Raw genomic sequence first — 11,290 nt, 5'->3', positions numbered from 1 at the left:
TTTATGCAAGTTAAGCGTTTTTTCGCCGCCGATATGCGTCAGGCCATGAAGCTGGTTCGTGATGAGCTGGGCGCTGATGCCGCCATCATTGGCAATCGCCGGATCGCCGGCGGTGTCGAGCTGACGGCTGCTCTAGATTACAAGCTGTCGGCGCTGGCCCCACGTGTTCCAAACATGGAGCTCGAGGACGAGCTGCGCAAGACCCAGTCGCGGATCGTCACCGCCCAGGCCGAACTGAGCCTGCGTAGCGAGGGCGAGAGCGACAAGTCCACCAATCGCCAGTTGTTTGCCGGCCTGCCACTCACCGCCGCCGAACCGCTGATCGAACCGACTTACACTGAACCCCGTCGTGCAGCGCCGGCGCCCGCGCCAGCCTCCGGCGGTGTCGATCCGCGGGCGTTCGATTCGATGCGTTTCGAACTCAACAGCCTGCGCGAACTGATGGAAGTACAACTCGGCTCCTTGGCCTGGAACCAGCTGCAAGGCAGCCGTCCGGCCCAGGCCAACCTTTGGCGTCGCCTGCAGCGCATCGGTTTGTCCGGCCCGTTGTCCCGCGATCTGCTGGAAATGATTACCGGCATCGAAGAGCCCCGTCAGGCCTGGCGCATGTTGCTGGCGCACCTGGCGCGGATGATCGCCACGCCGGAAGTCGAGCCACTGGAAGAGGGCGGCGTGATTGCCATGGTCGGCCCTGCGGGCATGGGCAAGACCACCACGCTGGCCAAGCTTGCGGCCCGTTACGTGCTCAAGTACGGCGCTCAGAACATCGCGCTGGTGAGCATGGACAGCTACCGTATCGGTGCTCAGGAACAACTCAAGACGCTCGGTCGGATCCTCAATGTGTCGGTCACCCACGTCGATCCGGGCCAGTCCCTGGTGCAGGCGCTGGATCCGTTGCTGCGCAAGCGCGTGGTGCTGATCGATACCGCGGGCCTTCAGGCCAGCGATCCGGCATTGCGCATGCAGCTCGAAAGTCTGGCCGGCCGTGGCATCAAATCAAAAAATTATCTGGTTCTGGCAACCACCAGCCAGAAACAGGTTCTAACCGCCGCGTATCACAGTTACAAGCGCTGCGGGCTCGCTGGCTGCATCCTGACTAAACTGGATGAAACGGCAAGCCTGGGTGAGGTGTTGAGCCTGGCAATCAGTCATGAATTGCCGGTGGCTTACCTGACCGATGGACCGCGTATTCCGGATGATTTGCATCTGCCGCGTCGTCATCAGTTGGTCAGCCGCGCCGTCAGCGTGCAAATGCAGGAAGAACCCAGCGAAGAAGCCATGGCTGACATGTTCGCTGATATTTACCACAGCCCGACCAAGCAGGTTGGCTGAGGTATTAATGAACAGTTTTTGTACCTACATCGATGGTCTGCCATGCATTGTTCAGTTGATGAACGCGCAGCCAGTAATGTGGCCTCCGTCTATGCAAGACAAGGTAAAGAAATAACATGGGCAGCATGCATCCCGTACAGGTGATCGCGGTGACCGGCGGCAAAGGTGGCGTCGGGAAGACTAACGTGTCAGTGAACTTGTCCCTGGCTCTAGCTGAGCTCGGCCGGCGCGTGATGCTGCTGGACGCCGATCTGGGGCTGGCGAACGTTGACGTCCTGCTGGGACTGACACCCAAACGTACCCTGGCCGACGTCATTGAAGGCCGCTGTGAGCTGCGCGACGTGTTGTTGCAAGGCCCCGGCGGAATCCGCATCGTCCCGGCCGCGTCCGGCACTCAAAGCATGGTGCATCTGAGCCCGGCTCAGCATGCCGGTCTGATCCAGGCCTTCAGCGATATCGGCGACAACCTCGACGTGCTGGTGATCGACACCGCTGCAGGGATTGGTGACTCGGTAGTCAGTTTCGTTCGTGCCGCGCAAGAAGTCTTGCTGGTGGTCTGCGACGAGCCGACCTCGATCACCGACGCCTACGCCCTGATCAAACTGCTCAACCGCGACTACGGCATGAACCGCTTCCGGGTCCTGGCCAACATGGCCCAGAGCCCGCAGGAAGGCCGCAACCTGTTCGCCAAGTTGACCAAGGTCACGGACCGCTTCCTCGACGTCGCCTTACAATACGTCGGTGCGGTGCCGTACGACGAAAGCGTGCGCAAGGCTGTGCAGAAGCAGCGCGCGGTCTATGAAGCCTTTCCGCGCTCCAAGTGTTCCCTGGCTTTCAAGGCCATCGCACAAAAGGTCGATACCTGGCCGCTGCCCGCCAACCCGCGTGGGCACCTGGAGTTTTTCGTCGAGCGCCTCGTGCAACAAACGGCAGGACCCGTGCTATGACCGCCAGCGGTTACAACCTCTACAAGAAGTCGGCACGTGACGCGCAGTACGAGCTGATCGAGCGTTACGCGCCACTGGTCAAACGCATTGCCTACCACTTGCTGGCGCGACTGCCCGCCAGCGTCCAGGTCGAAGACCTGATTCAGGCCGGGATGATCGGCCTGCTTGAAGTGTCCACCAAATACGACGCCAGCAAAGGCGCGAGTTTCGAGACGTACGCGGGCATTCGAATCCGCGGCGCCATGCTTGATGAAGTGCGCAAAGGGGACTGGGCGCCACGTTCGGTCCACCGCAATACCCGCATGGTCAGCGACGCAATTCGCTCGATTGAAGCTAAAACCGGCCGTGACGCTAAAGATCACGAAGTTGCGGCCGAACTCCAATTGAGTCTCGACGATTACTACGGGATTTTGAACGACACCCTGGGCAGCCGGTTATTCAGTTTCGACGATCTGTTGCAGGACGGCGAACACGAAGGGCTGCACGAGGATGGCGCGAGTGCTCATCTCGAGCCGTCACGCGATCTGGAAGATGAACGCTTCCAGGCGGCGCTGGCGGACGCGATTGCCAATTTGCCGGAGCGTGAGCGACTGGTGTTGGCGCTGTACTACGACGAAGAGTTGAATCTCAAGGAAATCGGTGAGGTCCTGGGGGTCAGCGAATCTCGGGTCAGCCAGTTACACAGCCAGTGCGCGGCCCGTTTGCGGGGGCGTTTGGGGGAGTGGCGAGCGCGCTGAAGGCAGTGTGGGGACACTGCGAACGTGGCTGGTGTGGTGTTGAACTGCGCCGGTCTCGATCTGTTGTGCTCCAGACAGTCATTGAGTGCTTTGCCGGATTGATTGAAATGGCGCGTCCAGGTGCTGGGGGCGTTTAAGACTGCTTGGAGGTCGAATTGGACAAGAACATGAAAATCCTCATCGTTGATGACTTCTCAACGATGCGGCGGATCATAAAAAACCTGTTGCGTGACCTTGGGTTCACCAACACGGTCGAGGCCGACGATGGCGTTACTGCCATTCCGGTTCTCAACAGCGGAAGCATCGACTTTCTGGTAACGGACTGGAACATGCCTGGCATGACCGGTATCGATCTGCTGCGTCATGTGCGCGCCGATGAAAAGCTCAAGCACCTGCCGGTGCTGATGGTGACCGCTGAAGCCAAGCGCGAGCAGATCATCGAAGCGGCCCAGGCCGGCGTAAACGGCTATGTGGTCAAACCCTTCACGGCCCAGGCGTTGAAAGACAAAATCGAGAAGATTTTCGAACGCATCGGTTGAGAAACTGCGCCACGGGGGAGCTATGGACCACAAAGAATCTTCACAGGGCGATTTTGAATCGACCCTGAAAAAACACGCGGTCGAACTGGTCGAAAGCCTTGAAAAAGGCAGGTTCGGCGACGCTGTGCAACTGATCCATGAGCTCAACCAGACCCGTGACCGCGGCCTGTATCAGGAAGTGGGCAAGCTCACCCGCGAGCTGCACAGCGCGATCGTCAATTTCCAGATTGACCCGCACATGCCGCAAGCCGAGGAAGTGTCCCAGATCACAGATGCCACCGAGCGTCTGGGTTACGTTGTCAAGCTGACAGAGGCCGCAGCCAACCGCACCATGGATCTGGTCGAAAACTCCACGCCGTTGGTCAACAGCCTGAGCGATGAAGCCCAGGCGCTGAGCACGGACTGGGGGCGGTTCATGCGTCGCGAAGTCGGGGCTGAGGAGTTTCGTGAACTGGCACGGCGTGTCGACGGTTTCCTGACACGCAGCAGCGTGGATAACCGTGCAGTGTCGAGCAACCTTAACGACATTCTGCTCGCTCAGGATTACCAGGACCTCACCGGTCAAGTGATCAAGCGTGTGACCCAACTGGTCACTGAAGTTGAAAGCAACCTGCTCAAGCTCGTGCTTATGGCCAGTCAGGTGGACCGCTTTGCGGGCATCGAACATGACCGTGAAGCGATGCTTGCAGAAAAAGATCCGCAAAAACATCTCTCTCAGGGTGAAGGTCCGCAGATTCATGCCGATAAAAGAGAAGACGTTGTGTCCGGTCAGGACGATGTGGACGACTTGCTATCCAGCCTAGGGTTTTAGAATTTTAGGCATTTTAGGTTTTTAGACCTGTAGGAGCACACCCTTAATGAGCTTCGGCGCCGATGAAGAGATCCTTCAGGATTTCCTGGTTGAGGCCGGCGAGATTCTAGAGCAACTGTCCGAACAGCTGGTCGAGCTTGAAAGCCGACCGGATGATGCGGACTTGCTCAATGCAATTTTTCGCGGTTTTCACACTGTAAAAGGGGGCGCCGGCTTCCTCCAGCTCAACGAGCTGGTGGAGTGCTGTCACATCGCCGAGAACGTGTTCGACATCCTGCGCAAGGGTGAGCGTCGCGTCGACTCGGAACTGATGGACGTGGTTCTCGAAGCGCTGGACGCGGTGAACAGCATGTTTACCGAAGTCCGCGAGCGCAGCCCGATAACGGCTGCCACACCTGAATTGCTGGCGGCCCTGGCCCGTCTGGCCGAGCCGCAAACCGCCGAGCAAGCCGCACCGGTGGCTGAAGTGGTGGAAGAATCGGTTGCCGAAGCCGAATCAGGCGACATCACCGATAACGAATTTGAACAACTGCTGGACTCGCTGAACGCCGTCAAGGCGCAGGCTGAGGCCCCGGCGGCGGCTCCGCAGCCGGCCGGCGATGCCGCGACCAGCGACGAAATCACCGATGCCGAGTTCGAGTCGTTGCTCGATCAACTGCACGGCAAAGGCCAGTTCGCGGTCGACGCGGTGGCTGCACCCGCGGTGCCAGCCGCACCGGCAGCGCCGAAAGCGCCAGGCGACAGCTCCGACATTACCGACGACGAGTTCGAAGCACTGCTCGATCAGCTGCACGGCAAGGGCAACTTTGCGGTCGACGCGCTGGAATCCGCCATTGCCTCGGTACCGACCCCGGCTGTGCCAACCGCCGCAGCGGCCGGCGGCGATCTGATCTCGGATCACGAGTTCGAATCGCTGCTCGACGAATTGCATGGCAAAGGCAAGTTCACTGAAGTCGGCACAGGTTCTGCCGCTTCTTCAGTCGCAGCGCCTGTTGCCAAAGCCCCGGCACCTGTTGCCAAGGCACCCGAGCCGAAAGCCGAAACACCGAAACCTGCCGCCGCTGCTGCACCGGCGCCTGCCCGTGCACCGGCCGCGCCACCGGCGGAAAAACCGGCCAGCGAAGCCGAGACCACCGTGCGGGTCGACACCGCGCGTCTCGACGAAATCATGAACATGGTCGGCGAGTTGGTACTGGTGCGTAACCGCCTGGTTCGCCTGGGTGCCAACAGCGCCGATGAAGCGATGTCCAAGGCCGTGTCGAACCTTGACGTGGTCACGGCCGACCTGCAAACCGCGGTCATGAAGACCCGGATGCAACCGATCAAGAAGGTCTTCGGGCGCTTCCCGCGTCTGGTTCGCGACCTGGCTCGCCAGCTCAAGAAAGAGATCAACCTGGAGCTGGTCGGCGAAGAAACCGACCTCGACAAAAACCTTGTCGAGGCCCTGGCCGACCCGCTGGTCCACTTGGTGCGCAACTCGGTCGACCACGGTATCGAAGAGCCGGCTGACCGCGAAGCGATGGGTAAACCGCGCAGCGGCAAAGTGATTTTGTCCGCTGAACAGGAAGGCGACCACATCCTGCTGTCCATCTCCGATGACGGCAAAGGCATGGACGCCGACGTGTTGCGCAGCATCGCGGTGAAGAAAGGCTTGATGGACAAGGATGCGGCAGACCGCCTCAGCGAGTCCGACTGCTTCAACCTGATCTTCGCCCCGGGTTTCTCGACCAAGACCGAAATCTCCGACGTGTCGGGTCGTGGCGTGGGCATGGACGTGGTGAAAACCAAGATCGCCCAGCTCAACGGCACGATCAATATCTACTCGACCAAGGGCAAGGGCTCAAAGATCGTCATCAAGGTCCCGTTGACCCTGGCGATCATGCCGACGCTGATGGTCATGCTCGGCAACCAGGCGTTTGCGTTCCCGCTGGTGAACGTCAACGAGATCTTCCACCTCGACCTGTCGCGCACCAACGTGGTGGACGGTCAGGAAGTGGTGATCGTGCGGGACAAGGCACTGCCACTGTTTTACCTCAAGCGCTGGCTGGTCAGCTCCGCCGCTCACGAAGAGCAGCGCGAAGGCCATGTGGTGATCCTTTCGGTGGGCACCCAGCGGATCGGCTTCGTTGTCGATCAACTGGTCGGCCAGGAAGAAGTGGTCATCAAGCCATTGGGCAAGATGCTCCAGGGAACTCCGGGCATGTCGGGCGCCACCATCACCGGTGACGGCCGCATAGCGCTGATTCTCGATGTTCCGAGCATGCTCAAGCGTTACGCCGCACGGCGTATTTGATTCTGGGGGAGCGGGGCGAGTGCGCCTCGCCGCCGCCTAACGGAGTGTTTATGGTAGTCAAAGTCCTGGTGGTGGACGATTCGGGGTTTTTCCGCCGCCGCGTCTCGGAAATTCTTTCAGCGGATTCGAATATCCAGGTCGTCGGTACGGCGACCAACGGAAAAGAGGCGATCGATCAGGCGCTGGCGCTCAAGCCAGACGTGATCACCATGGACTACGAGATGCCCATGATGGATGGCATCACGGCGGTGCGGCACATCATGCAGCGCTGCCCGACCCCGGTCTTGATGTTCTCCTCGCTGACGCACGAAGGCGCCCGGGTCACCCTGGATGCGCTGGACGCCGGCGCGGTGGATTTCCTGCCGAAGAATTTCGAAGACATCTCGCGCAACCCCGAGAAGGTCAAGCAACTGCTGTGCGAGAAGATTCTCAGCATCTCGCGCAGTAATCGTCGTGTCAGCGCCTACAGCGCGCCGGCACCGGTCGCTGCACCCGCCCCGACACCTGCGCCTTCCAGCATCGGCAGTTATGGCAGCAGCGCACCTGCTCGTCCGGCACCGGCACCGGCACCGATGCCTGCTCGCAGCTCCGCAGCCAGCCCGTCGTCGCCAGCGCCGAAACGCAAAGCCTACAAACTGGTCGCCATTGGCACGTCCACGGGCGGCCCGGTTGCCCTGCAACGGGTTTTGACCCAGTTGCCGGCCAACTTCCCGGCCCCGATCGTGCTGATCCAGCACATGCCGGCCGCCTTCACCAAGGCGTTCGCCGAGCGTCTGGACAAGCTCTGCCGTATCAGCGTCAAGGAAGCCGAGGATGGCGACATCCTGCGTCCGGGCCTGGCGCTGCTGGCACCGGGTGGCAAGCAAATGATGATCGACGGCCGTGGCGCGGTGAAAATCCTGCCGGGCGACGAACGTCTGAACTACAAGCCGTGTGTGGACATCACCTTCGGTTCGGCCGCCAAGACCTACGGTGACAAAGTTCTGGCGGTCGTGTTGACCGGCATGGGCGCCGACGGTCGTGAAGGTGCACGTCTGCTCAAGCAGGGCGGTAGCTCGATCTGGGCTCAGGATGAAGCCAGCTGCGTGATCTACGGCATGCCGATGGCCATCGTCAAAGCCGAACTCGCCGATGCGGTGTACGGCCTCGACGACATAGGTAAACACCTGGTCGAGGCGTGTATCTGATGGATGTACTCAGCCTTATCGGGATCATCATGGCGTTCGTCGCCATCATCGGTGGCAACTACCTTGAAGGCGGCCACCTCGGCGCGTTGGCCAACGGTCCGGCAGCGTTGATCGTGCTCGGCGGGACCGTCGGTGCGGCGCTGCTGCAATCGCCGATGAGCGCCTTCAAGCGCGCCATGCAGATTCTCGGCTGGATCCTGTTCCCGCCGCGCATCGACCTCGCCGGCGGCGTTGACCGCGTGGTGAATTGGAGCCTGACCGCCCGCAAGGAAGGTCTGCTCGGTCTGGAAGGGGTGGCCGACGCTGAACCCGACGCCTACTCGCGTAAAGGCCTGCAGCTGCTGGTGGACGGCGCCGAACCGGAAGCGATTCGCAGCATTCTGGAAGTGGATTTCTACACCCAGGAAAGCCGCGACATTGAAGCCGCCAAAGTCTTCGAAAGCATGGGCGGCTACGCGCCGACCATCGGCATCATCGGTGCGGTCATGGGCCTGATCCATGTCATGGGCAACCTGGCCGATCCGTCGCAACTGGGCAGCGGCATTGCCGTGGCCTTCGTCGCCACCATCTACGGCGTGGCCAGTGCCAACCTGGTGCTGCTGCCGATTGCCGCCAAACTCAAATCCGTTGCCTTGCGTCAGTCGCGTTATCGCGAAATGTTGTTGGAAGGCATCCTGTCGATCGCCGAAGGTGAAAACCCTCGCTCTATTGAGTTGAAGCTTCAGGGCTTCATGGATTGATGGGGGTAATGGATTATGGCTCGTCGCCGGCAACCTGAAGAACACGTAAACCACGAACGCTGGCTGGTTTCCTACGCCGACTTTATTACCCTGCTGTTTGCCTTTTTCGTGGTGATGTACTCGATCTCTTCGATCAACGAAGGCAAGTACAAGATCATTTCGCAAGCGCTGATCGGCGTGTTCACCGATTCGGATCGTTCGCTCCAGCCGATTCCCATCGGCGAAGAGCGTCCGAAAACCGTGACCCCGGCCAAGCCGCTGGTCAAGGACAGCGAGCAGGTCGACGCCGGCATCGCCGGTACCAGCGATCCGCTTAAAAGCATTGCCGATGACATCAGTGCCGCCTTCGGCGACTTGATCAGCTCCAATCAGATGACCGTGCGCGGCAACGAGCTGTGGGTCGAGATCGAACTCAATTCCAGTCTGTTGTTCGGCAGTGGCGATGCCATGCCCAGCGACATGGCGTTCAACATCATCGATAAAGTCGCAGCGATCCTGAAGCCGTTCGACAACCCGATTCACGTCGAAGGCTTCACCGATGATCAACCGATCCGTACCGCGCAGTACCCGACCAACTGGGAGCTGTCCTCGGCGCGTTCGGCGAGCATCGTGCGGATGTTGGCGATGCAGGGTGTCAATCCTGGTCGATTGGCATCGGTGGGTTACGGCGAATTTCAGCCGGTGGCCAATAACGCCACGGCCGAGGGCAGGGCGCGCAACCGTCGCGTGGTGTTGGTGGTGTCGCGAAATCTCGATGTCCGTCGCAGCCTCACTGGCACCGGAACCGCTCATGCGCAACCGGATGCCGCATTGAAGCGTGCTGGCACACAAACTGCACCTGCACCGGTCAAGTCGCCGGGACGAGAGAGCGCCGTCAATTCTCCGTCACCCGCATTAATACGTTGAGCTATTTCTCGGTCGACCGGGTCGACCGGGAGGAACAATCCGAATGAGAGTCTGGGCCGTTGCCAATCAAAAGGGTGGTGTTGGTAAAACCACTTCCTCTATCGCTTTAGCCGGGTTGCTGGCTGAGGCGGGCAAGCGCGTGGTTGTGGTCGATCTCGACCCCCATGGCTCGATGACCAGTTACTTCGGTTACGATCCCGACAGCCTGGAGCACAGCAGCTACGACCTGTTCCTGCACAAGGGCAGCGTGCCGCAGGGCTTGCCCGGTCAATTGCTGTTGCCCACCAGTCACGCGAGTATTTCCCTGTTGCCGTCGAGCACCGCGCTGGCGACCCTCGAGCGCCAGTCGCCGGGGCAGAGTGGTTTGGGCCTGGTGATCGCCAAGAGCCTGGCGCAACTGTGGCAGGATTTCGATTACGCGGTGATCGACAGCCCGCCGTTGCTCGGTGTTCTGATGGTCAATGCCTTGGCGGCCAGTCAGCAATTGGTGATTCCGGTGCAGACCGAGCACCTGGCGGTCAAAGGCCTGGAGCGCATGGTCAACACGCTGGCGATGATCAATCGTTCGCGCAAGCAGCCGCTGGCATTCAGCATTGTGCCGACCCTGTTCGACCGGCGCACCCAGGCATCGCTCGGGACCTTGCGGGTGTTGCGCGACAAGTACCCGGAAGAAATCTGGCAAGGCTACATTCCGGTCGACACGCGTTTGCGCGACGCCAGCCGTGCCGGCGTGACGCCTTCGCAGTTCGACGGCAAGAGTCGCGGCGTGCTGGCCTATCGCGCGCTGCTCAAGCACCTGTTGGCGCAGCAATCTGTTGCGCAGGTGGCGTGAGATGAATCGCCCGGTAAAAATCACTTCCCGCCCGCAACTTGCGCTGCAGTCCTATCTGGACAGCTTGCTGATGGAAGCGACCGAAGAGTTGCCACCGGAAATCGGAGCGTTGCCGCCGGAAATCGAAACGATTGTCCAGGTGGTCGAAGTTGAAGCGGCGCTGGATGAGTTCCAGGCGGCAGTACTTGAAGAACAGGCCCGCGATGGGCTGAAACCGGCCGAGAAACCGGCAGTCGTTACCGCACCGGTCGCGGCACCTGTGGTGAAAGCCCCGGTGGCGCTGATCGAAGCGCCGGCCCCGGTTCTGGCGCCGGTATCGACCATCGCGCCGCTGCTGCAAGCGCTGGTGCCGCCGATCGTTGAAGTCCATCTGCCACCGAGCAACACGCCGCCACCCGTGGAAACCGACGGCCGTCCTGCGTGGGCCGCCGAACCGTTCGAGTGCCTGTTGTTCGATGTCGCCGGGTTGACCCTGGCGGTGCCGTTGGTGTGCCTGGGCTCGATTTATTCCCTGGCCGGTCAGGAGCTGACGCCGCTGTTCGGGCAGCCGGAATGGTTCCTCGGGATCCTGCCGAGCCAGGCCGGCAACCTGAAAGTGCTCGATACCGCCCGTTGGGTCATGCCCGACCGCTATCGCGATGACTTCCGTCAGGGGCTGCAATACGTTATTTCGGTTCAGGGCTACGAGTGGGGGCTGGCGGTGCATCAGGTCAGCCGCTCGTTGCGCCTGGACCCGAACGAAATCAAATGGCGCAGCCACCGTGGTCAACGGCCATGGCTGGCGGGCACAGTGATTGAACACATGTGTGCGTTGCTCGACGTTTCCCAACTGGCCGAGCTGATCGCCAGCGGTGGGGCGAAGCACATGGGCGGCGGCAAGCAGCCCCACAAACCGACATAAAAAACACGCGGGGCAAGTGACTTGCCATCGCACCGAACACACACCGCCAGGGGCGGTTTTTCGAG

Annotated in this window: 11 protein-coding genes; all 11 read left to right on the top strand. The window is 60.7% G+C overall.

Annotation, left to right across the window (positions count from 1 at the left end; genetic code table 11):
- Positions 1-3: 3 nt before the first annotated feature.
- The 11 genes from flhF to Q7W83_RS18885 all read left to right on the top strand — a co-directional run bounded on the left by flhF (position 4) and on the right by Q7W83_RS18885 (position 11,225).
- Entirely contained in the window at positions 4-1,332 is a 1,329-nt protein-coding gene (gene flhF, locus Q7W83_RS18935; RefSeq protein ID WP_150630220.1) for a flagellar biosynthesis protein FlhF, read from the top strand.
- Positions 1,333-1,448: 116 nt separating this feature from the next.
- Positions 1,449-2,279, top strand: coding sequence for a flagellar synthesis regulator FleN (gene fleN, locus Q7W83_RS18930; protein WP_008001746.1), 831 nt, complete (start codon positions 1,449-1,451; stop codon positions 2,277-2,279).
- A complete protein-coding gene (fliA, locus tag Q7W83_RS18925) occupies positions 2,276-3,016 on the top strand; it encodes an RNA polymerase sigma factor FliA (protein WP_007894214.1) in 741 nt (246 codons plus the stop codon). Before fleN ends, fliA begins: the two co-directional genes overlap by 4 nt.
- Positions 3,017-3,183: 167 nt before the next feature.
- Entirely contained in the window at positions 3,184-3,555 is a 372-nt protein-coding gene (locus Q7W83_RS18920; RefSeq protein ID WP_161986607.1) for a chemotaxis response regulator CheY, read from the top strand.
- Positions 3,556-3,577: 22 nt separating this feature from the next.
- Positions 3,578-4,366, top strand: coding sequence for a protein phosphatase CheZ (locus tag Q7W83_RS18915; RefSeq protein WP_150637719.1), 789 nt, complete (start codon positions 3,578-3,580; stop codon positions 4,364-4,366).
- A 46-nt stretch (positions 4,367-4,412) separates the two neighbouring features.
- Positions 4,413-6,659 (top strand): chemotaxis protein CheA, encoded by a 2,247-nt coding sequence (locus Q7W83_RS18910; RefSeq protein WP_150653824.1) that lies wholly within the window; start codon positions 4,413-4,415, stop codon positions 6,657-6,659.
- 50 nt (positions 6,660-6,709) lie between these two features.
- A complete protein-coding gene (locus Q7W83_RS18905) occupies positions 6,710-7,846 on the top strand; it encodes a protein-glutamate methylesterase/protein-glutamine glutaminase (protein ID WP_473656486.1) in 1,137 nt (378 codons plus the stop codon).
- On the top strand, positions 7,846-8,586 hold the full coding sequence (locus Q7W83_RS18900; RefSeq protein ID WP_150630216.1) for a flagellar motor protein: 741 nt from the start codon (positions 7,846-7,848) through the stop codon (positions 8,584-8,586). Before Q7W83_RS18905 ends, Q7W83_RS18900 begins: the two co-directional genes overlap by 1 nt.
- A gap of 15 nt (positions 8,587-8,601) precedes the next feature.
- Positions 8,602-9,492: a flagellar motor protein MotD gene (gene motD, locus Q7W83_RS18895; RefSeq protein ID WP_150630215.1), complete on the top strand. Its 891-nt coding sequence runs from the start codon at positions 8,602-8,604 to the stop codon at positions 9,490-9,492.
- A gap of 43 nt (positions 9,493-9,535) precedes the next feature.
- Positions 9,536-10,324, top strand: a complete 789-nt coding sequence (locus Q7W83_RS18890) for a ParA family protein (RefSeq protein ID WP_150630214.1) — start codon at positions 9,536-9,538, stop codon at positions 10,322-10,324.
- Between the two features lies 1 nt (position 10,325).
- The gene (locus tag Q7W83_RS18885) at positions 10,326-11,225 is read left to right on the top strand and encodes a CheW domain-containing protein (RefSeq protein WP_150637725.1); all 900 of its coding nucleotides are present in this window, start codon (positions 10,326-10,328) and stop codon (positions 11,223-11,225) included.
- Positions 11,226-11,290 lie beyond the last annotated feature (65 nt).

It is taken from the genome of Pseudomonas sp. 300 (assembly GCF_055803035.1).
Note: the sequence above shows the minus strand (reverse complement) of the source record. Positions and strands in the feature narration are given on the sequence as shown.

Bases quoted from the DNA above. Each gene is read 5' to 3' on its own strand.
- motD (WP_150630215.1), top strand. From the start codon at position 8,602: ATGGCTCGTCGCCGGCAACCTGAAGAACACGTAAACCACGAACGCTGG.
- fleN (WP_008001746.1), top strand. From the start codon at position 1,449: ATGGGCAGCATGCATCCCGTACAGGTGATCGCGGTGACCGGCGGCAAA.
- Q7W83_RS18920 (WP_161986607.1), top strand. From the start codon at position 3,184: ATGAAAATCCTCATCGTTGATGACTTCTCAACGATGCGGCGGATCATA.
- Q7W83_RS18900 (WP_150630216.1), top strand. From the start codon at position 7,846: ATGGATGTACTCAGCCTTATCGGGATCATCATGGCGTTCGTCGCCATC.
- Q7W83_RS18910 (WP_150653824.1), top strand. From the start codon at position 4,413: ATGAGCTTCGGCGCCGATGAAGAGATCCTTCAGGATTTCCTGGTTGAG.
- Q7W83_RS18905 (WP_473656486.1), top strand. From the start codon at position 6,710: ATGGTAGTCAAAGTCCTGGTGGTGGACGATTCGGGGTTTTTCCGCCGC.
- fliA (WP_007894214.1), top strand. From the start codon at position 2,276: ATGACCGCCAGCGGTTACAACCTCTACAAGAAGTCGGCACGTGACGCG.
- Q7W83_RS18890 (WP_150630214.1), top strand. From the start codon at position 9,536: ATGAGAGTCTGGGCCGTTGCCAATCAAAAGGGTGGTGTTGGTAAAACC.
- Q7W83_RS18915 (WP_150637719.1), top strand. From the start codon at position 3,578: ATGGACCACAAAGAATCTTCACAGGGCGATTTTGAATCGACCCTGAAA.
- Q7W83_RS18885 (WP_150637725.1), top strand. From the start codon at position 10,326: ATGAATCGCCCGGTAAAAATCACTTCCCGCCCGCAACTTGCGCTGCAG.
- flhF (WP_150630220.1), top strand. From the start codon at position 4: ATGCAAGTTAAGCGTTTTTTCGCCGCCGATATGCGTCAGGCCATGAAG.